Raw genomic sequence first — 20,048 nt, 5'->3', positions numbered from 1 at the left:
CCGAAGGCCCCAGTTCTGCGCAACTCTCGCAGGGATCTTCTCCGCGGACCTCAGAAGACGGGCTTGCCGCCGGTGACGCCCAGCACGGTGCCGGAGACATAGCTGGCCTCGTCGCTGGCCAGGAAGACGTAGGCCGCGGCCACCTCCACCGGGTGCCCGGCGCGCCCCAGCGGGGTGTCCGAGCCGAAGCCGGAGACCTTCTCGGGGGCCATCGTCGCCGGGATCAGCGGCGTCCAGATGGGGCCGGGGGCCACGGCATTGACCCGGATGCCCTGGGGGCCGAACTGGCTGGCCAGGTTCACCGCGAGGTTGGTCAGTGCGGCCTTGGAAGCCGCGTAGTCCAGCAGCGGTTCCGACGGGGAGTAGGCCTGCACGGAGGTGGTCAAGACGACCGAGGACCCCTCGTTCAGGTGCGCCTGGGCGGCCTTGACCAGCCAGAAGGGGCCGAAGACATTGGTCTCGAAGGTGCGCTCCACCTGCCCGTCGGGGAATTCGGCCAGCGCCGGGTGGGTCATCTGGTAGGCGGCATTGGCGACGACGACGTCGAGGCCGCCCATCTTCTCCACGGCGCGCTCCACCACACGCTGGTTGGCCTTGGCGGTGCGCAGGTCTGCCTTGATGACGTGGCAGACGCCGCCCAGCGCCTTGATGGCCTTCTTGGTGGCCTTGGCGTCCTCGGCCTCGTCGGGCAGGGCGACGATGGTGACCTCGGCCCCCTCATGGGCGAAGACGGTGGCGACGGCCCGGCCGATGCCCGAGTCCCCACCGGTGACCAGGGCGCGCTTGCCGCTCAGGCGGCCACGCGGCGTCCAGGAGGAGTCACCGTGGTCCGGCTGCGGGCGCAACTCGGTGGTGGTGCCGGGCCAGTCCTGGGTCTGGTTGGGGATCCGGCTCAGCTTGGCCCGGGAGGCGGCCGACGTGGGCGCCGGGGCGGCTGGTGCCGTCGGGGTGGCCTTCTTGGTCTTCTTGGTCTTCTTGGCAGTACTCATTGGTGATTGTCCCCACACGGCGTGGGGGAGGGGCCACACCCCTGGGGTTGGTTTCGCCAGGAGCAGACCTGGTTCGGCGGGCGTCTACTCTTGCCTGCATGGCGCGTGTGATGGCAGTGACCTTCGAGACCCACGGTCAACTGCACTACCTGGACCCTGGGGAGGCAACCCATCGGGTCGGTGACCACGTGCTCTTTCCCACCGAGTTCGGGCCCGAGGTGGTGCAGGTGGTGTGGGCACCCGAGTACGTGGACAGCGAGAACCTCACCGAGCTCCCGGTCTGCTTGGGCCCTGCCAGCGAGGCTGACCTGCAACGGGACCGGGAGAACCGCCAGCGCAGGGCCGAGGCGCTGGCCGTCACCAAGGCGCTGGTGGCCGAGCACGAACTGCCGATGAAGATCGTCGCCGTCGACTGGATTGACCGGGCCGACGACGTGGACCTGATGGTGGCCATCTACTTCACCGCCCCCGGCCGGGTGGACTTCCGGACCCTGGTGGGAGACCTGGCGCGCGCCCTGCACGCCCGGGTGGACCTGCGGCAGGTGGCCGGACGGGATGCGACGCGGCTGACCGGTGGGATCGGCTCCTGCGGGCGTGAGCTGTGTTGCTCCACCTTCCTGACCGACTTCGAACCCGTCGGCCTGCGGCTGGCGAAGGTGCAGGGGCTGGCGCCCAATCCGTTGGCCATCCAGGGGCAGTGCGGCAAGTTGATGTGCTGCCTGAAGTACGAGCACCCCCTCTACGTCGAATTCGCCCAGCAGGCGCCGGCCGTGGGGGAGCACGTCGAGTCCCCGATCGGGGATGCGAAGGTGATCGGTCACTCGGTTCCCGGCCAGAGCGTCACGGTGCGCAATGGCCACGGTGAGGTGGCCCGCTGCCCGCTGACCGAGGTGTGCGTCACCTCACGTCGCCGCAAGGACCGCGATGCCACCTTGTCCCAGACCGTCCCCTCGACAGGCTCGGGGACCGTGAGTGAAGCGTCGGCCGAGCCTGTCGAGGCCACGCCGGAGGACGCCCCGCGCAAGAAGGCCCGCCACAAGAAGCGCACCGGTGGTTTTGCCGGCCGCAAGCCACCCACGGGCCCCGGCCCGCATCCGTCCACCACCCACGAGGAGCAGCAGTGACCACTCGCACCCGACACCTGACCGCACTGGCCGGTCTTCCCCTGCTGCTCGTCGCGGTGGGCTGTACCCCGAAGACGCCCGGCGCCCAGCAGTCACCGAGCTCCAGCGCGTCGGCCAGTGCCAGCTCGTCGGCGCAGAGCCCGTCGAATGCCCAGGGCGTGGCGGCTTTCGACGCCAGCAAGCACCAGACGCAGTCCAAGTACTCCTCGCCGGACCGCACCAGCTTCACCTCCGACGCGAAGCCGGAGGGTTTTGCCGCGGCGCCGGCGGGCAGTGGGATGCAGCGCTATCTGGACCAGAAGATCGACTGGAAGGGGTGTGACACTGGCCTCGAGTGCGGCACGGTGCTGGTGCCGCTGGACTGGGACAATCCCGACGGCGATGCCATCACCCTGAAGATGAAGCGCAAGGCGGCCGGCAAGGACAAGACCGCCACCCTGTTCATCAACCCGGGTGGCCCCGGCGGCTCGGGCCAGGACATGGTGGGCAACTTCGACGCGACGAGCTTCCCCACCCATGACGTGATCGGCTGGGATCCGCGTGGCAGTGGCGAGTCGACGCCGGTGAAGTGCGGCACGCCCGAGCAGACCGACGCCTACGTCGCCACGGACTCCTCGCCGGACGACGAGGCCGAGTGGGGCAGTCTGGAGAAGGCCAACAAGGACTTCGCCGCCCAGTGCCGGGAGAAGTCGGGCGCGCTGCTGGACCACATCTCCACCATCGACACGGCCCGTGACCTGGACTACCTGCGCCACCTCGTCGGCGACGAGAAGCTGGACTACCTGGGCATCAGCTACGGCACCTACATCGGCTCGATGTATGCCGAGCTGTACCCACATCGGGTGGGCAAGATGGTGCTGGACAGTGCGGTGAACATCACCACCGACGAGTCGGTGATCCAGGCGATGGGCTTCGACCTGGCGTTGAAGAACTATGCGGACTGGTGCGCGGAGCAGTCCTGCGCGCTGGGCACGACGCAGAAGCAGGTGCTGGATTCGGTGACCGGCATCCTCAAGGGGCTGGACGCGAAGCCGCTGAAGGTCTTCGACCGCACCCTGACCCAGAGCCAGGGTGTGACCGGCATGGTCACCTACCTGTACTTCGGGGACCAGGGTTACAGCCAGCTGACCTCGGCACTGGTGGCCGCCAAGGAGGGCGACGGCTCGCAGCTGCTGCAGACCTCCGACATGATGAATGGCCGCAATGAGGACGGCAGCTACGGCTCGATGATGTACTCCTTCCCCGCCATTGCCTGCGCGGACAGCGAGGATCCGGGTGCCGCCGGGGCCCGCAAGGAACTGGCCAAGGACATCAAGAAGGCCCCGATCCTGGCACCCTTCTTCGGCCCGAATGTGCAGTGCTCCTTCTGGAGCGCCAAGCCGTCGCCCCAGCTGAAGTTGCAGGGCAAGGGCGCGGCACCGATCGTCGTGCTGGGCGCCACGGGTGACCCGGCCACCCCGTACCAGCAGGCGGTCTGGATGGCCGACCAGCTGGAGTCCGGGGTGCTGGTGACGTGGAAGGGTGCGGGTCACTCGGCCTGGGACCTGGGCAATGCCTGCGTGAAGACGGCCGTGAAGGACTACGTGAACAAGGGCACCGTCCCCAAGGACAAGACCGTCTGCTGATCACCAAGCTCCCCGCGCCTGATGCACCGAGCTCCCTGCGCCTGCTCACCAAGCTCCCTGAGCCGGTAAGGGGCGGGCGCGGGGGGCAGGATCCGCTCGGGTTTCTGGAATCCGCTCGGGTCTCTGGGATCCGAGTGGGTTGCAACACACGCGGATCTCACGAACCCGAGCGTCTTCCCGGATACAACCCTCCGGACGCCACCCCTGGGGGCTGGCGCCATCACGACGGCCGAGCCTGTCGAGGCCCTAGTGAGTGCGCTCCCACTCGGCCAGGAAGGCGTCCACCTCGGCGCGGGTGGGTGCCGTGGCAGGGCCGCGACGGGTGACCTTGAGGGCGCTGGCGGCATTGGCGCGTCGGGCGGCCTCCACCCAGTCCCCGCCGGTGATGTACTCCGCGGACAGGACTCCGGCGTGGCAGTCGCCGGCGCCATTGGTGTCGACGGGCTTCTGCGGGTAGCCGGGCACCAGGTGGGTCTGGCCGTCGACGTGCACCGCGCAGCCCTCGCGCCCGTCGCGGACGATGGCGACGGCACCGTCGGGGAGGTGTTCGGCGGCGGCCGCGGCGGCGGTCTTCATGTCGCGTTCCATGGTGAGCTGGTAGGCCTCGTCGCCATTGGAGGTCCACACCGTGGTCAGCGCCAGCATCCGCTGCCGGACGGGCGCGGGCAGGGCGCTGAAGGCGGCGCCGGGGTCCAGCAACACGATCACGCCCTCGGGCAGGGATTCCAACCACTCCAGCAGGGGCTTGCGGGTGCTGCGCACCACCAGCGAGTAGCCGGTGACGTGCACCAGGTCTCCGGGCTGCGGATTGCTGGTCTGCAGGGACTCGACGCTGATCAGGCGTTCGGCGCCCATGGTGGTGACGAAGGTGCGTTCCGCGGAGGGTTCGATCATCACGAAGCAGATGCCAGTGTCGATGTCGTCGACGACTGGCGAGCTGACCTGGATGCCCTCTTCCTGCATGGCGGCGCGGATCAGGTCACCGTTGGGCCCCTTGCCGTGGGCGCCGGCGTGGACGCTGGCGGCGCCGGTGCGGGCGCTGGCCACCAGGATGTTGGTGGCTCCGCCGGCATAGCGGTGGTAGCTGGCGGCCATGGAGTTGTCGCCGCGCCAAGGAAGGGCGGGGATCTCGACGACCTCGTCGACCAGTGCCTGGCCGGTGTGGATGACGCGTGCCATCTCAGCGCTCCTCTCGTGGGCCCCGGCGATGGGCCGCTCTGGATAGCGTAGGGCCATGGCGACTTTCGACGACGTGGAGTTCTACCCGGGTGACCCGATCTTCGGCCTCACCGACATGTTCAACGCCGATGACCGCGAGCAGAAGGTGAACCTGGGCGTGGGCATCTACCTCGACGAGATGGGGCGCCTTCCCTTGCCGCAGGCTGTCGGGGTGGCGGAGAAGCGGTTGGCCGAGCAGGGTGCGTCGCACAACTACATCCCGATGGGCGGCCTGCCGTCCTTCATCCCCGCGGACCAGGAGCTGGTCTTTGGCGCCGACGCTGCCGTCGTCGCTGAGGGGCGCATCGCGACGGTGCAGACGCTGGGCGGCTCGGGTGCCCTGAAGGAGGCGGCCGACTTCCTGCACGTCCTGATGGACGCCAATGTCGTCGCGTTGAGTGATCCGTCGTGGGCGAACCACGCGGCGATCTTCGGTGGCGCGGGCTATGACGTGGTGCGCTACCGCTACTACGACGCGGCCAATCGCCGGGTGGACGTCGACGGGATGTTGGAGGACCTGGCGGCGCTGCAGCCGGGGGCCGTGGTGGTCCTGCACGCCTGCTGCCACAATCCGACGGGCTATGACCTGGATGCCGAGCAGTGGGTGCGGGTGACCGAGGCGGTGGAGCAGGCCGGGGCGATCGCCTTCCTGGACATGGCCTACCAGGGCTTCTCCCGGGGTCTGGACGAGGATCGGGTGGCGGTGGACACCTTCGTCGCGAGCGGGCAGCGCTTCTTCGTCGGGAACTCCTTCAGCAAGAACTTCGGGCTGTACGGCGAGCGGATCGGTGGCCTGAGCCTGGTCTGCCGCGACGCCGACGAGGCGCGCCGAGTGAGCTCGCAGCTGTGCAAGGTGGTGCGCGCGAACTACTCCTGCCCGCCGGCGCACGGCGCGCAGATCGTGACGACGGTGCTGGCCGATGCTGAGCTGCGCGCCAGCTGGGAGGCCGAGTTGGCCGCGATGCGTGACCGGATCCGTGCCGTGCGCGAGGCCCTGACGGCTGGCCTGCACGAGGCGGGGGTGACGGACATGGACTTCGTCCTGGACCAGAACGGCATGTTCAGCTACTCCGGCCTGAGCGCGGAGCAGATGCAGCGCCTGCGCACCGAGCACGGCGTCTATGGCACCGACGAGGGCCGCATCTGCGTCGCGGGGCTCAACGAGGACAACGTCGGATACGTTGCGAAGGCGATCGCCGCGGTGGTCAGTCGTTGAGCTTGCGCAGTCCGCTGAGATACCCGACGAGCGGCACCGCGGTGTAGACGAAGGGGATGATCGCGACGGTGAGCAGGGCCACATTCACGTGCGATGGCCATGACATCGTCCGGATCAGCAGGCCGACGATGAACAGGACGGCCAGTGCGAGGCGGTGTACAGGGTGTAGCGGTTGCGGTTGCGGACCAGCTCGTCGCGCTTGGAGTCCGTTCCCAGGTGCAGGGGAGCGGTGCCGGGGGCGGCCTTGAAGATGTGGCAGTTGCCGACGGAGACGGTGTGCGTCCAGCCGGCTGCGGCGAAGATGTCGAAGTAGTCGGGGGTGGGGTGGTCCTCGTAGGCGAGGTCGAAGACGAGGTCCTCGGCGGGGCCGTCGGTGAAGGTGAAGCCGTGGGCCAGGGAACTGACGCCGTTGAGGTGCTTCCCCTTGCGCGCCATGTCCGCGAACATCGCGAGGTCCTTCTCGGGGCTGATGGCCAGGCCGTGGCCCATGCGGGTGGTCATGCTTCCTCCATGATGAGGTCGGCCATCGCGAGCAGTTGGCGACGGCGTTCGATGTTGCGGGCCAGGACTTCACGCCCGACGTCGTTGAGCTGGTAGACGCGACGCGAGTCGTCCCCGTCGAGCTCGTCGATCAGGCCGGCGGCGACGAGCTTCTTGAGCGTGGTGTAGAGCGACGCGGGCCCGATGGTGACGTTCCCGTCGCTCTGGTCGGCGAGGAACTGCATCACGGCGTAGCCGTGGCGGGGGCGCGTGAGGGCGAGCGCGATGTGCAGGGCGGAGTCCGGCAGGTCACCGCTCTCGAAGCCCGAGCTGCGCGCCATGCTCCACCTCCTTGAGTATCACTGAACGACATATCATTTAGTGATATTCAAGCATGGGAGTGGGTCAGTCGCAAGCGCCCCTGGTTTCCGGTCCCCGGGCCCCGCAATGCCGACCCCCGAGCTTGTCGAGGGGCTTGACCCTGACGCAGCGTCAGGCTCCACAGTCGGATGCATGAGCACCTTCAACGCCTTCGACATGAGCCCCGTCCCGGCACCCGGGCCCGACGCGCAGCCGCCGGAACTGTTCCGCGGGATCTACGGGATGCCGATGTTCGCACGAATCCCGTGCCCGGACCTGCAGGCTTCGGTGGACTTCTGGACCCGGGGCCTGGGCTTCTTCGAGCTGTTCGGCATTCCGGGGAGGTTGGTGCACCTGCGTCGGTGGGCCTTCCAGGACGTGCTGTTGGTCCCCGGCCCGGCCGCTGAACCGTTGGGTCTGCAGGTGAGTTTCGCGTGTGTGCTGTCGCAGCTCGACGACGTGGCCGACGCGTGCCGCGCCTTCCCCGGTGGAGAGGTGCAGGGCCCGACGGACACCCCGTGGAATACCCGCGACCTGGCAGTGACCACGCCGGAGGGGACCCGCGTCGTCTTCACGGCCGCCAAGCCGCTGGTTCCGGGGAGTGCGGAGGCGGTGGGCTTGGCTGACGTGGGGATCGTCGCGCCCCGGTGACCGACCAGAATGTGGGCATGGATCTGGGCGAGGGGATCACCGTCGGTATCGCTGCCGCGCGCGTGGGCGTGACAGTACGGACCCTGCACCACTGGGACCGGATCGGGTTGGCGGGGCCGTCGGGCAGATCATCGGGCGGCTACCGGCTGTACCTTGCGGGCGATGTCGAGCGGTTGCGCCGGGTGGTGGCCTATCGGGGGGCGGGGCTGTCGCTGGAGGAGATCGGCGACGTGCTGGACGTCGGATCTTCCGAGGTCGGGGCGGTCTTGCGGAAGCGCCGCGCCGAGCTGGCTGCCGAGATGGATGATCTGCGACGCCTGGACGAACGCCTGGCCCGGCTGACCGATGCCCATGAGCGCGGGGTGCTGCTGAGCGGTGAGGAACAGCGCGCGGCCTTCGGGGACCGGTGGCGCCCCGACTGGGTGGACCAGGCCAAGGAGCGATGGGGCGACAGTGCCCAGTGGGCGCAGTTCGCGGAGGGCTCGGCGGGCAGGACGGCCGAGCAGTGGCGCGCCCAGGCGGACGCGATGCGGCAGTGGGAATGTGACGCCGCCGAGGCTCTTGGCAGGGGAGTGGAACCCGACGCTGACGAGGCCTTCGCCCTGGCCGACCGTCACCAGTCCGTCTTCGGCGCTTGGTTCCCGATCACCCGGAGCATGCAGGTCTGCCTGGGCCGGCTCTTCGAGTCCGACGAGGGCTTCGCCGCACACTACGACCAGGTGTACCCCGGACTGGCTGGCTTGATCCGGGAGGTCTTCGACGCCGCCGCCCTGGCCGAGGGAATCGACCCTGGTTGCCCGGTCTGGAGTTAGCCTGTCAGCGGTCGCCCCGCGCTCATCGGTTCAACAGAAGTCCGTCGGGGCGGAGACGAGCAATGGTCTGCTGCTCCAGTAGCTTCGCTGCCTGCCCACTGCTGGCAACCGCCCAGGACAGTTCGGGATTTAGCCGGTCGATGGCCAGCTTTGCCCACTCCGTCGTCCGCTCCGGCCCCGAGGCAGCCAGGTGTTCGATGCGATCCATGAGCCATTCAGTATCTGCAAGGGCCAAGTCCATAGCATGCTCGCCAAAGCCGCTTGTTGCGGCCTTGCCCGAACGGTACTTGCTGAGCCTTCCCCAGATGCCCTTGCCCGACCTCTCCCTGGCCATGCCGACGTAGCGAATGGTTCCTGAGAATCGGATCAAGTAGACCCCGGGATGACGCGGTGCTTGCGTAGTGCCTTCGAGGAACGGGATCCATCCGGACCAATCAGCAAGGTCTGCTAGGCCGTACGTATCCGGATCTAGTGAGGGCGTGATGATCATGTCCTTCAGCATAGATTTGAGTGCGAGTCGAGGGCTGAATCACTGCGTGATCGAGGTCGCGGCGAACAGGTCGGCGGGCATCGGGTGGCGCAGGCGCCAGGTGATGGCGATGGGCCGGTCGCCGGTGTGGCGCACATATTCGGCGTCGCCCAGGAAGACGTAGGGCGAGGTCCCGAAATCCCCGTGCCGCTGCTGGCGGACGAAGAGCAGCGGGGTGCTGGCGCCCGTCAGGTAGCGGCGCCCGGTCTGCGAGTTCACCGACGTGGTCGACTGGGATTCCCAGTGGAACTCGGTGCGGCTGATCGGGTAGTCCCGGTACAGGGTGCTGGGGGAGTAGTCGGCTTCCGACTTCTTGAGCGTGATGAAGAAGGCGTCGACGGGGTGCCCGTCCACCTCGGTGAACAGGACTCCTTCGCGGAAGTGCGACGGCGGTCGCCCGGTCTTGGCGTGCCCCAGGCCGGCGAGGATCTCCTCGCGGGTGTAGCTCGCGTGCGGGCGCAGCGGGAGTCCCGTCAGCGCTCCGGGCATGTCCAAGGTGATGCGGCGGCTGGCCTCGAAGGACAGGTCCATCACCTGGCTCATCTCGTCCGCTACCAGGGGATGGTTGTGCAGGCTGGCGAGCCCTTCCTGCACGGAGGCGAACCCGCCGCCGTCGGGCCAGATGGTCCAGAACAACATCTGGGCCAGGCGTGGATCTCGAGCGCGCTGGCCGCGCAGGGCCGCGGCGTAGTCATGTGCGCGGTGTGGATCGTCGACGTGGGTGACTGCCCGCACTCGTCGAAGCAGCTGTGAGTCCGCGGGGGAAAGGGGCTCGATCAGGCCGGCGTCGGCACGCAGATGGGTCCAACTCCGGTTGGGGGAGGGCCGAACCACCTGGTTCAGTTCCAGTTGATTGGCCTCCAGGAAGTCCCGCAGGGAGTTGGTGGGCTCGGCACGCAGTTCGCCGGCCAGCTGGGGCCAGCGCATCTGAAGGTTGTTGCGCAGGTTCTCCAGCACCGTGTCCTGGGCAACACGGTCCAAGACGATCTGGCATCCCGAGGGCAACAGCGGAAAGCCCTTCTCCACTTGGCGTTGCAATTCGCTGCCACGATGCCCCGTGAGCGCGCGATAGCGCAGGTCGAGGCGGTACTCCTTGCGGTGTTGGGCGACGAAGTCCAGCACCGTCAGGACGTCCTTGCCGGGGCTGGTGCGCAGGCCGCGGCCCAACTGTTGCAGGAAGATCGTCGGCGATTCGGTGGGGCGCAAGAGCAGCACGGTGTCCACCTCGGGGATGTCGACGCCCTCATTGAAGATGTCGACGGTGAAGATGGTGCACAGCTCGCCCGAGCGCAGCTGGGCGATGGCCGCATCACGCTCGTCGCTGCTGGAATTCCCGGACAAGGAAACAGCCGGGAGGCCGACGCGACGGAAGACATCGGCCATGAACTCGGCGTGCTTGACACTGACACAGAAGCCGATGGCCTTCATGGATGCGGGATCGACGACCTTGTCCCGCAACTGGTTCAGCACGATGCGCGCCCGGGCGTCGCTGCCGGTGTAGATGTTCTCCAGCTGGCTCACGTCGTAGCGGCCCTGACGCCAGTTCACCTGCCGCAGGTCGACGCCGTCACTGACCCCGAAATAGTGGAAGGGCGCCAGCAGACCGGCCTGCACCGCGTCCCACAACCGCAGCTCGGCCGCGACATGCCCGCCGAAGAAGCCACGCACATCCACACCGTCGCCGCGTTCGGGTGTGGCGGTCAGCCCGAGCAGCTCCTTGGGTGTCAGCCGGTCCAGGAGGGCCTGGTAGGTGCGGGCCTCGGCGTGATGGAACTCGTCCACGACGACCACCTCGAAGGCGTCTGCGGGGATGTTCTGCACGCCATAGCTGGACAGCGACTGGACGCTGGCGAAGACGTGGGTCCAGTGTTCGGGGCGCTGGCCGTCGACGAACAGCTCCCCGAAGCCACCGTCGCCCAGGATCTCCCGGTAGGTGCGGCGCGACTGCTCCAGGATTTCGCGGCGGTGTGCGACGAACAGCAGGCTGGGGCGTGTGGGGCCGGTGCACAGCGACTTGTAGTCGAGCGCGGCCATCACGGTCTTGCCCGTTCCGGTGGCGGCGACGATGAGGTTGCGGTGCCGACCGTGCTGCTCACGTTCGCTGCGGAGGGCTTCCAGGATGGCTGCTTGGAAGGGATAGGGGCGGACTTCGAGCCCGGAGATGAGGGTGGCGCGATTGATGTTGCGGATGCCCTTGGCCTCGGCCAGGCACCGGTCCAGGCGGTCGGCGTCTGCGGCTCCGCGGTAGGGCTCGAACTGCTCGCCATTCCAGTAGGAGTCGAAGGTGGCGGAGAACTTGTCCAGCAGGTGCCCCGTGGTGGCAGAGGACAGCCGCACATTCCATTCCGCACCGTCGACGAGCGCTGCGCGCGACAGGTTGGAGGAGCCGACGTAGGCGGTGTTGAAGCCCGAGTTCCGGTGGAAGAGCCACGCCTTGGCGTGCAGCCGGGTGACGCGGGCGTCGTACTGCATCCGGACCTCTGCGCCGAAGTCCTCGACGAGCCGGTCCAGTGCGCGTCGTTCCGTTCCGCCGATGTAGGTGGTGGTGACGACGCGGATGGGCACGCCCCGGTCTCGTGCGTCGGCCAGTTCGGCTTCCAGGAAGCGCAGGCCGTGCCACTGGACGAAGGCGCACAGCAGATCCACACCGTCGGCGGAGGCCAGCTCGGCGCGCAGTTCGTGCCCCAGACCAGGCTCGCCGGGTGCATTGGTGAGCAGGGCGACGTCGGTCAGGGGAGTGCTGGGGCGACGTTCCGTGACGGTGCGCACGCCCGGTCCGGCGTCGGGGCTGACGCGGAGCAGCTGGCGGATGGGTGCGAGCGGCTCCTCCTCGGGATCCTCCAGGATGCCCAGCAGCTGGTTGACCACGGCGATCCGCTCGTCCGGGTTGCGCGGCAGGCGCCGGCGCAGTGCGTCGGCCAGGTGGCGCGCGAGGACATCGGGGTGGTCTGCGGGATCGACCTCCCTGATGTCCTTGGCAAGCGGCGATGCCGCCAGTCTCTGGTCCAGGGCGCGCGTGACCAAGCTTTCGTACAAACCGGCCTCGACGCCGTGGTGACTCATGATCACCAGGTTGGCACAGGGGTCTGACAACTTTCGCGAGGCCGGCCGATGAGGCGAGCGCGAACTCGTTTCGCGTCCGGGGGCCGCGACCGGCTATAGTTCTCTGGTCCGCTCCGGCGGGCGCGCCGCCCTAGCTCAGTTGGTAGAGCAACGCACTCGTAATGCGTAGGTCAGGAGTTCGACTCTCCTGGGCGGCTCCACTAAACCCTTGGCCGAGGGTCTACTTGACCAAGAGCGGCGCATGGCGCGCAAGCGGTTGCCAGAAGGCCAGTGCGATGGCCAATGCGAATGTCACCACGAACGACCCGAGCCCGACCACGGGGACGGGGAGGCTCGAAGGGTGGTTGGCCCGGCAGCGTCCACCGGGCGCCACCGGTGGGTTGCGGCAGTATCCACCGCGAGTCGTCGGATGAGCGCAGTAGCCACTGCGACGAAGCGCTCGCATCTTGTTCCGCTCGGAACGTGCTGAGAGGTAGGAAGCCACCCAGATCAACATCAGGCAGAAGGCGACGGCCAGATCAGCCCATCTCATGGCTGTTTCGACGCTGGGCATGTGCACTGGCACCTTTCGGGGAGCTCTCCGCGAGCACCAGCGATTCTACGGTTCCCACTGGTCCGCGCGTTGATGACGCTCTGGGCCGGGGATCAGATGTCACCTTGCGTTTCATCGGGGGTCACGGCCCCTCCATGACGGAGCGATGGAATGGCATGGTCCCATTTCTGAACCCCCACAGGAGAAGCAATGCGCAAGATTCTTCCCACCTCCCTCCTTGGCCTGGCCCTGGCCGCATCCTGCGTCGGCCCGGCCGTCGCCACCCCGGCCAAGGACAACGCTGCCCAGCGCACCGTCGTTGCGGCCAGCTACAACATCCACCATGCCCAGGGCGCCGATGGCGTGCTCGACCTGGAGCGCGTCGCCACCGTTCTGGAGGGCACCGACGCCCAGGTGATCGGCCTGCAGGAGGTCGACCGGCACTGGGGTGAGCGTTCCGAGAACGTCGACCAGGCCAAGTGGCTGGCCGAACGGCTCGACATGTTCTACTGCTACACCGCGAACCTGGACAACCCGCCGGCCGAGGGGAGCACCCAGAACCGCCAGTACGGAACCGCGATCCTCTCGGACTTTCCGCTGGGCAACTGCACCTCCACCCCGCTCACCAACCACCCCAAGGGTGAGCAGCGCAGCCTCGCGCAGGCAGACCTGACGGTGCGCGGCGTGCCGGTGCGCTTCTACAACACCCACCTCACGCACAACTCCGACGAGGGACGCGAGGTGCAGGCTCGTGAGGTGAACGAGGTCGTCGCTGCCGACGATCGCCCCGCCATCCTGGTTGGCGATCTCAACGCACGTCCCGACAAGCCGGTGTACCAGAGCTTCACCAAGCATCTGGCCGACGTCTGGCCGATGGTCGGTGAGGGCGACGGTTTCACCTTCGACTCGGACAATCCCAAGGGTCGCATCGACTACATCCTGGTCAGCGGCCAGATCACGCCCACCAGCATGAGCGTCGTTCCGACCATCGCGTCGGACCACATGCCCATCGTCGCGACGCTTGACCTGCCGCACCCGTCCGAGGTGCGCAAGGGCTGAGCGCGGGCATTGCTCACGCAACGGTCGAGGCCGATCCCCGCTTCGGGGATCGGCCTCGTGCTGTTTGAGGAATTGGTTACTACTTGCCTTCCATCCGCCCCATGAACTCCACCAGCTCGGCGACCAACTCATCCCGGCTCTCGGGCTCGTTGTGCACCTCGTGGCGCAGGCCGCTCCACACGCGGGTCCGCACGTCCTTGTGGCCGGTCGCCACCAGGCCATTGGCCACGTGATAGGCCCCTTCGCCGAAGTTGGCGACGGGGTCCTGGTCGCCGGCCAGGATCAGCACGGGCAGGTCGGCGGGGACGGCGGCGTACCAGTCGTCGGCATTGGCCTGGTCATAGGCGTCGACGAAGCCCTTGACGAAGCGAGCGCTGAGCGGGGCGCCGAAGTTGTTGAACGGGTCGCGCCCGTGGTCGGCCACCACCAGCTCGTCGCGCGCCACCCACGCCGTCTGCGGCGCGCCGTCCTCGATGCGGTCCAGGAAGCCGTCGAAGAGCTGACCCACCAGCTCGTCGGGCGCCGGCTCGGCGGCCTGCGGCCCGGTGGCCACCTGCTCAAGGAGCTCGCGGTCCATCGACTGCTCGATGCCCTTCATCTGCGCCGCGATCCCGCACAGCGCCAGCCCGTCCAGCTTGGCTTCCGGTCGGGCGGCCATCACGCGGGCGATCATCGAGCCCCAGCTGTGCCCGAAGACGACGTACGGCAGTTCCGGGAACAGATCGCGCGCCTTGGCCTGCAGCGTCATCTCGTCGTCCACCACCACGCGCGCGGCATCATCACCGGCGTCGCCCCAGATCCCGTCGCGCATGGCGGTGCGCCCGTGCCCGGCATGGTCATCGGCCACCACGACGAAACCCTCGTCCACCAGCGCCGAGATCAACCGCAGGTAGCGCCGCGAGTGCTCTCCCAAGCCGTGGATCAGCTGCACCACCGCACGGGCTTCGCGCACCGGGGTGTGGACCCAGGCCTGGATCATGTCGCGCCCATTGGCGGATGTGAACTCGATCTCCTGCAGAGCCATGCCGACCTCCTCGTTGCATCGCCGCCGGACTGCGGCGTCCTGGTCCGATCCTATGCGCTCAGCCAATCGACCGCTGGTGGACCTCCCCTCCGTGGCAGACGCCGCACCCCAAGGCGGTGACCAGCATCCGACGATGCCGCTGCCACATGACCCACGCGGCCCTCGACTGACCGGTCCACGGGCCGCCCCACGGTGTGCAGAAATCATCCACGCCACTGCGCAGCGGGCACCCCGGCCGCACCTCCCGCAAGCTCACGCGGGCGGCGGGCAGCCACGCCAGCGTCTCGTCGCCCGACCGGACCCGCACCCCGCAGTCGTCCCAGCGCAGCCACACGTCGAGCCCCAGCTCCACGGCCAGCAGCAGCATCGCGTCCTCGTCGAGTCCGCGGATCGCGACGCCCGGCTGCGCCCAGTCCAGCGACGGTGACCAGCGCGCCGCCGGGGTCCAGTCGACGCCCCGATTCTCGACGACGGTGCGGAGCCACTGGTGCGCCTCGGCCTCCTTGTCGGAGCAAGGGGAGAGGGTGTTGGCGGGAAAGACGAGGTGGATCGGGGCTTCGACAGGCTCGGCCGTCGGGCGGGAGGGGGCCTCGACAAGCTCGGCCGTCGAAGGGCTGGGCTCGGTCATCGGAAGGTTGGGCTCGGTCTCAACGCGGGGGAGGAGGTCCACCGCCTGGCCGGCATCCGACCACACACGCAGGTTGCCCAGCCGGTAGGACTCGACGAGCGTCGGGCGCGGCGCAAGCTCCCCTTGGCCTGGCGCCGGTCGGACATAGCCGACGTGGACCTGATCTGCGGGAATGGGCCGCGGGAAGGGCGGCAGGGGACGGTTCATCTGAACTCCTCGCTCCGGGCCTCGAAGCGAGGCCGCTGTTGCCCAGCGCGGCGGACTGCCGGCTGGCCGGGTCTTCCCTGGAAAGCACCGGAGCGGCTCCGGTTGCCGCGCGACCACTCCAGAGGGTTGGCGTCGCGTCTCTTGACCTGGGTCAACTGTGACACCACAGGCGTGCGGGGTGCCCCCCAGTTTGGGAAGCCTTCAGTGACGGTTGGCACAATGCTTCGCACATGAGAAGATATGTGCCATGGAATTGACCTTGGGGGACGTGGCCGTGCGCCACGGGGTGACCCAGCGGGCTGTCCAGCAGGCAGTGGCGCTGGGGCAGCTCGCGCCCCTGCGCCGGGTTGGCAAGGCCTATCTGGTGGATGACTTGGCGGCGCAGGCATGGATGCGCTCTTCCTCGCGGGGGCGGCGATGGTCGGCGGTGGTGAGGGAGGCGGCGCTGGACCTGTTGACATCGGGCACGACTCGACTCATCTCGGGTCCGGAGAAGTCCCGGCTCGCCAGGCGCCTGCGCGTCATGGATGCGCGTGGGATTGCGCATGCCAGTGGTGGTCTGGGGATCTGGGCGCGCTACTCAACGGTGGGGTCGGCGCCCCTTGATGCGATTGGCCCCAGTGACGTCGCCAAGTCGGAACTAGGAATCCTCGAAGGGGAATCCTGGCTGTCTTTCGGACGGACAGAGGACCTGGACGCCTTTGAGGCCGAGCACGATGTGACACTCAGCGCCGACGGGAACTTGGGGGTTGTCGAGCGCTCGGAGCCTGACAACCGGCTTGCGCGAGTGCTCTTGGATGCCTATCTGTTGGGGGACCCCCGGGTGAGCGCGGCAGCTGCGGTTCGGTTGGAGGAGTGTGCAAGTGCGCTCTGATCCTCTCGCCGTCCTGGTGGCAGTTGCTGCCGCCGTGCCATCGCAGAGCTGGATGCTTGCCGAGGGGCTTGATGGTTCACTGCCACGCTCAGCGAGCGGCGGTGCTCCACCAACGGCCGACGCATGCTGGGGCACAGCATGTCCGGCATCATGCTCGTCGGTGGCACGGCAATGGCGCTGGGGGGCGCTCAGCGTCCTGCGGGTGCGCGAGGGCCGTTAGCCCCGTGTCTTCCTGCCACCGCCTTTGGCACGTGACCCCGTTAACTGAGGCGTTCAATCAATTTAACTTGGATTCCCTTGTGGGATTCACTTTTCAACCGGGTCGTCGGGCGTGAACTCCAGCACGATGCCCTCGTCAGAGGGAACTCGGCGCACCTGCGTCAGGTCCTGGACCAGGACATCCACCGTCGACGGATCGAGCTGGTCCCCGACACCCACCACGAGCGCCACGCCCGCCGCCCTGGCTGCCTGCACGCCCGTTGGGGCGTCCTCGAAGACCGCGACCCGTGAGGGATCCAGCCCCAGCACCTGCGCGCCACGCAGGTAGGGCTCGGGGTGGGGCTTGCCATGGGTCACGTCGTCCACGGAAACCATCTGCTGCGGCTCGTGCCCGGCGGCGCGCACCCGGGCCGTCGCCAGGTCACGCCCGGCGGAGGTCACCACCACCCACCGATCGGCGGGGAGGCTCGTGGTGAGTTCCACCGCACCGGGAATCGCATCCACCTCGTGGGCGTGGGCGATCTCCGTCTCGTCCAGTGCCTGGTAGGCGCTGTCCACCTCATCCTGCGGCACCAGGGTGGCGATGTAGTCCCGGGCCGGCGTGCCGTGCGGGAAGTTGATGGTGGGGTCCACACCCAGCGAGCGCTTCTGGGCCCACTCGCGCCAGATCCGCATCGCCACCGGGATGGAGTTCACCAGCACCCCGTCGTTGTCGAACAGGATCCCGTCCACGGTCACGGTGTGGGTCATCTGGTCAGTCCTCTCGTCGTCGTGCCTCCACGCTATCGGTGGCCACCGGGGCTTGCTCCGGGGGAGTCACTGGGCGGAGGGGCAGCGGGTGGAAGAGCTGAAGAAGAGCCTCGTTGAGCATGATCGGCGAACCATGGACTGATCAGTGGATACCGTGACCGTGCACCACGTCGGGGGACACCACATTCGACACGCGAGCCCAGGAGCCCCCATGCCCAGGGCGACGAGATCAGCACTGACCCCCGGCATCCTGGCCCTCGGGTTGGCCCTGGGTGCAGCCCCGGCCGCCATGACGGCCACTCCGGCCCACGCCGCCACCACGCACAAGTCCTACCGGGTGAAGGCGGGCGACACCATGTCCCGCATCGCCAAGGCGCACAAGACCACCGTCAAGGCCATCGCCGCCTACCTGGTGGGTGACCCGAAGGCCACCCGAACCCAGATGGTGCTCGGCAACATGCACGGCGACGAACCGCGCACCGACGACACCGCCTACGCGATCATCAATGGCCCAAAGGTGAAGGGCGTGAAGATCTGGGTGATCCGCCAGAAGAACCTGTCCCACCAGCTCGGCCTGCCGATCAAGTGGACGGGCAGCAGCAAGAAGGTGAGCCGGGGCACCCTCGTCGGCCACGTAAATGCGGCGGTGAAGCCCACCGCCGCCATCACGGTCGAGTTCTCGGCCAGCCCGTCGAAGGCATTCACCGACGTCAAGGCCCGCAACGGCGTCGTCAAGGCCGTCGGCGGCAGCTACTGACCCAGAATCAGACGCCCTTGGGCTCACGCGACCCGAGGCGCACCTTCTTGACCTCCTTCTCACCATCCAGGTCGGCGTCGCTGAAACCGAACGTGTAGGTCAGCACGAAGGAAACCACCAAGGCCGCGGCCGAGGCGATCAGGAAGCCCCAGAAGCTGGAGTCGATGCCGTCCTATAGTCACTGACGTCGTAGCCGTTCTCGCGTTGCGATGGCGGGTAGAAGGGATTCAGCACAAGCCGTGGGCTGCCCACCCATCCGAGGACTGGCCGCTCTCGGACAGACACGGCCATTCCGCCCGTCGTGAATCCATGGGGCCCTGGGCGGTGATGACATGCGACCATCGAAGCCCCGCCCGCTGGCCGAGCACCTCGAGGTCATCGCGGCGACGCCCACCCAAGGAGGCCCTGATGACCACTCCCGAGTTCGAGCAGCCCAGCCCGCGTGAGCCCTTCGCGGCAGGCGATGCCCTGGCTGGCGACGCCCCGCACGAGCAAGCACAGGAGCTCACCCTGCTCCGCGAGCAGATGGTCGCCAGCACCGCGACCCATGAGTGGGCGCGGGTGCGCGTCACCAAGCGGATCATCACCGAGGAGCGCACGATCACCGTGCCGGTGCGTCGCGAGGAACTCGTCGTCGAATATCTCGATGACGAACATCCCAAGGCCCATCCCGGCACGGTGCACGGTTCCACCGGCACCGTCGACAGCCGCGTCGTGCAGGAGTTCGTGCTGCACCAGGAGGAGCCCCGCGTCGTGGTGGAGGCCCGCCCCTACGAGAAGGTGCAGATGATCGTCGACACCCAGCGGTCCGTGGTGCAGGTCGACGGCCAGTTGGCACGCGAGGAGATCGTCACCACCGAAATTCCCTGACCCTCACGGCGGAACTCACCCGAGCCTGGGGTGCCCTCGACAGGCTCGGGCGACGGTGTGGGCCCACGGGCGACTCGCGCAGGCTCAGCGGGACAGGTCTGCGGCGCCGATCATGCCGGCCTTGTTGCCCATCTGCGCCATCAGCACCTGCGGCTCAGGGCGGAACTTGCGGGCGGTGAGCTGTTTCTTGAAGGCCTTGATCGTGGGTTCGCGCAACAGGTCGCCCGCCTCGCTCACCCCGCCGGCCAGCACGAAGACGTCGGGGTCCAGCACGGCTGCCAGGGCCGCCATGCCCCGGCCGATCCAGGTGCCCAGCGTTGAGTAGCAGTCCAGCGCCGCAGCGTCGCCCTCCTTGGCGGCCTGGGTGACGTGCAGGCCGGTGATGTTCAGCGGATTGTCGTCGGCCAGTTCCAGCATCCGTGCCCCCAGGTTGGGGTCCAGCGTGGACAGTTCACGGGCCTCGGTGACCAGCGCACTGCCGGAGCCATAGCGCTCCCAGCACCCGCGCAGTCCGCAGCCGCAACGGCGCCCGTCGGGGCGGATGATGAAGTGCCCCAACTCGCCCGCGAAACCGTTGGATCCGCGCACCAGTTGGGAATTGGAGATGATGGCGCCGCCGATTCCGGTGCCGATGGTGAACACCACGGCCGAGTTGGCGCCCCGTGCCGCACCGAAACGCGCCTCGGCCCATCCGGCAGCATTCGCGTCGTTCTCGACGACGGTGGTCAGCCCGGTGGCCTGTTCCACGCGATCCTTCAACGGTTCATTGCGCCATGCCAGGTTGGGCGCGAAGATCACGGTGGAGCGGGCATCGTCGACGAAGCCCGCCGCTCCGATGCCGATGCTGGTGGCGCCGTGCTCGGCCGCCAGCTCCTTGGCCATCGACGAGATCAGCGCGGCCACCTTGTCCGTGTCATTGGCCGGGGTGGCCTTGCGCAGTTCCGCGATGATGGTGCCCTGCTCGTCCACCACTCCGGCGGCAATCTTCGTGCCGCCGACGTCCACACCAATGGCAAGTGCCATGACCACTCCTGAACTCGCGCCGCCGGCCCTTCCGGTGG

At 68.0% G+C, this 20,048-nt stretch carries 19 protein-coding genes, 1 tRNA gene and 1 riboswitch; of the genes, 10 read left to right on the top strand and 10 right to left on the bottom strand.

Going from position 1 to position 20,048, the window contains the following annotated elements:
- Window positions 1-50: 50 nt before the first annotated feature.
- Window positions 51-989: an SDR family oxidoreductase gene (locus EDD41_RS07725; RefSeq protein WP_094763320.1), complete on the bottom strand. Its 939-nt coding sequence runs from the start codon at window positions 987-989 to the stop codon at window positions 51-53.
- 98 nt (window positions 990-1,087) lie between these two features.
- Between EDD41_RS07725 and EDD41_RS07720 the strand changes: the two genes are divergently transcribed.
- Together EDD41_RS07720 and EDD41_RS07715 are read left to right on the top strand one after the other, a co-directional pair.
- Complete coding sequence (locus EDD41_RS07720; protein ID WP_123575494.1) at window positions 1,088-2,113, top strand: PSP1 domain-containing protein; 1,026 nt, start codon at window positions 1,088-1,090, stop codon at window positions 2,111-2,113.
- A gap of 158 nt (window positions 2,114-2,271) precedes the next feature.
- Window positions 2,272-3,738, top strand: a complete 1,467-nt coding sequence (locus EDD41_RS07715; protein WP_425454352.1) for an alpha/beta hydrolase — start codon at window positions 2,272-2,274, stop codon at window positions 3,736-3,738.
- 246 nt (window positions 3,739-3,984) lie between these two features.
- Here EDD41_RS07715 and EDD41_RS07710 read toward each other — a convergent pair whose 3' ends face one another.
- Entirely contained in the window at window positions 3,985-4,917 is a 933-nt protein-coding gene (locus tag EDD41_RS07710; protein WP_123575493.1) for a PfkB family carbohydrate kinase, read from the bottom strand.
- 55 nt (window positions 4,918-4,972) lie between these two features.
- Here EDD41_RS07710 and EDD41_RS07705 point away from each other — a divergent pair, with 55 nt between their 5' ends.
- Window positions 4,973-6,172, top strand: coding sequence for an amino acid aminotransferase (locus EDD41_RS07705; RefSeq protein ID WP_123575492.1), 1,200 nt, complete (start codon window positions 4,973-4,975; stop codon window positions 6,170-6,172).
- 114 nt (window positions 6,173-6,286) lie between these two features.
- Here the strand turns inward: EDD41_RS07705 and EDD41_RS07700 are convergent, their stop codons facing one another.
- Both EDD41_RS07700 and EDD41_RS07695 read right to left on the bottom strand, forming a co-directional pair.
- The gene (locus EDD41_RS07700) at window positions 6,287-6,673 is read right to left on the bottom strand and encodes a DUF2812 domain-containing protein (RefSeq protein WP_123575491.1); all 387 of its coding nucleotides are present in this window, start codon (window positions 6,671-6,673) and stop codon (window positions 6,287-6,289) included.
- On the bottom strand, window positions 6,670-6,993 hold the full coding sequence (locus EDD41_RS07695) for a PadR family transcriptional regulator (protein ID WP_123575490.1): 324 nt from the start codon (window positions 6,991-6,993) through the stop codon (window positions 6,670-6,672). Before EDD41_RS07695 ends, EDD41_RS07700 begins: the two co-directional genes overlap by 4 nt.
- A 172-nt stretch (window positions 6,994-7,165) precedes the next feature.
- On the opposite strand from EDD41_RS07695, the gene EDD41_RS07690 reads away from it, so the two are divergent.
- Both EDD41_RS07690 and EDD41_RS07685 read left to right on the top strand, forming a co-directional pair.
- Window positions 7,166-7,663, top strand: a complete 498-nt coding sequence (locus tag EDD41_RS07690) for a VOC family protein (protein ID WP_123575489.1) — start codon at window positions 7,166-7,168, stop codon at window positions 7,661-7,663.
- 17 nt (window positions 7,664-7,680) lie between these two features.
- The gene (locus tag EDD41_RS07685; RefSeq protein WP_123576929.1) at window positions 7,681-8,475 is read left to right on the top strand and encodes a MerR family transcriptional regulator; all 795 of its coding nucleotides are present in this window, start codon (window positions 7,681-7,683) and stop codon (window positions 8,473-8,475) included.
- 22 nt (window positions 8,476-8,497) lie between these two features.
- Here EDD41_RS07685 and EDD41_RS07680 read toward each other — a convergent pair whose 3' ends face one another.
- Together EDD41_RS07680 and EDD41_RS07675 are read right to left on the bottom strand one after the other, a co-directional pair.
- Window positions 8,498-8,965: a hypothetical protein gene (locus EDD41_RS07680; RefSeq protein ID WP_123576927.1), complete on the bottom strand. Its 468-nt coding sequence runs from the start codon at window positions 8,963-8,965 to the stop codon at window positions 8,498-8,500.
- A 39-nt stretch (window positions 8,966-9,004) separates the two neighbouring features.
- A complete protein-coding gene (locus EDD41_RS07675; protein WP_123576925.1) occupies window positions 9,005-12,067 on the bottom strand; it encodes a DEAD/DEAH box helicase in 3,063 nt (1,020 codons plus the stop codon).
- 124 nt (window positions 12,068-12,191) lie between these two features.
- Between EDD41_RS07675 and EDD41_RS07670 the strand changes: the two genes are divergently transcribed.
- Together EDD41_RS07670 and EDD41_RS07660 are read left to right on the top strand one after the other, a co-directional pair.
- Window positions 12,192-12,267, top strand: a tRNA-Thr gene (locus EDD41_RS07670).
- Window positions 12,268-12,809: 542 nt separating this feature from the next.
- Window positions 12,810-13,658, top strand: a complete 849-nt coding sequence (locus EDD41_RS07660) for an endonuclease/exonuclease/phosphatase family protein (protein ID WP_123575487.1) — start codon at window positions 12,810-12,812, stop codon at window positions 13,656-13,658.
- A 79-nt stretch (window positions 13,659-13,737) separates the two neighbouring features.
- On the opposite strand, the gene EDD41_RS07655 is transcribed toward EDD41_RS07660, so the two are convergent.
- Both EDD41_RS07655 and EDD41_RS16575 read right to left on the bottom strand, forming a co-directional pair.
- Window positions 13,738-14,682 carry an alpha/beta fold hydrolase gene (locus tag EDD41_RS07655; RefSeq protein ID WP_123575486.1) on the bottom strand — a complete coding sequence of 315 codons (945 nt, stop codon included), beginning with the start codon at window positions 14,680-14,682 and terminating at the stop codon, window positions 13,738-13,740.
- Window positions 14,683-14,740: 58 nt separating this feature from the next.
- Window positions 14,741-15,517, bottom strand: coding sequence for a hypothetical protein (locus EDD41_RS16575; RefSeq protein WP_148060504.1), 777 nt, complete (start codon window positions 15,515-15,517; stop codon window positions 14,741-14,743).
- A gap of 29 nt (window positions 15,518-15,546) precedes the next feature.
- Window positions 15,547-15,664: riboswitch (SAM riboswitch) on the bottom strand.
- A 100-nt stretch (window positions 15,665-15,764) separates the two neighbouring features.
- On the opposite strand from EDD41_RS16575, the gene EDD41_RS07645 reads away from it, so the two are divergent.
- A complete protein-coding gene (locus EDD41_RS07645; RefSeq protein WP_123575484.1) occupies window positions 15,765-16,391 on the top strand; it encodes a hypothetical protein in 627 nt (208 codons plus the stop codon).
- 306 nt (window positions 16,392-16,697) lie between these two features.
- Here EDD41_RS07645 and EDD41_RS07640 read toward each other — a convergent pair whose 3' ends face one another.
- Window positions 16,698-17,360, bottom strand: a complete 663-nt coding sequence (locus EDD41_RS07640) for an HAD-IA family hydrolase (RefSeq protein WP_123575483.1) — start codon at window positions 17,358-17,360, stop codon at window positions 16,698-16,700.
- 211 nt (window positions 17,361-17,571) lie between these two features.
- On the opposite strand from EDD41_RS07640, the gene EDD41_RS07635 reads away from it, so the two are divergent.
- Both EDD41_RS07635 and EDD41_RS07625 read left to right on the top strand, forming a co-directional pair.
- The gene (locus EDD41_RS07635; protein WP_094763333.1) at window positions 17,572-18,117 is read left to right on the top strand and encodes a LysM peptidoglycan-binding domain-containing protein; all 546 of its coding nucleotides are present in this window, start codon (window positions 17,572-17,574) and stop codon (window positions 18,115-18,117) included.
- A 408-nt stretch (window positions 18,118-18,525) separates the two neighbouring features.
- The gene (locus EDD41_RS07625) at window positions 18,526-18,987 is read left to right on the top strand and encodes a DUF2382 domain-containing protein (RefSeq protein WP_170165280.1); all 462 of its coding nucleotides are present in this window, start codon (window positions 18,526-18,528) and stop codon (window positions 18,985-18,987) included.
- A gap of 84 nt (window positions 18,988-19,071) precedes the next feature.
- Here EDD41_RS07625 and EDD41_RS07620 read toward each other — a convergent pair whose 3' ends face one another.
- Complete coding sequence (locus EDD41_RS07620; protein ID WP_123575481.1) at window positions 19,072-20,010, bottom strand: ROK family glucokinase; 939 nt, start codon at window positions 20,008-20,010, stop codon at window positions 19,072-19,074.
- Window positions 20,011-20,048 lie beyond the last annotated feature (38 nt).

This window comes from Luteococcus japonicus, from assembly GCF_003752415.1.
Taxonomy (GTDB): Bacteria; Actinomycetota; Actinomycetes; order Propionibacteriales; family Propionibacteriaceae; genus Luteococcus; species Luteococcus japonicus.
This window is presented reverse-complemented; position numbering and strand designations above follow the sequence as displayed.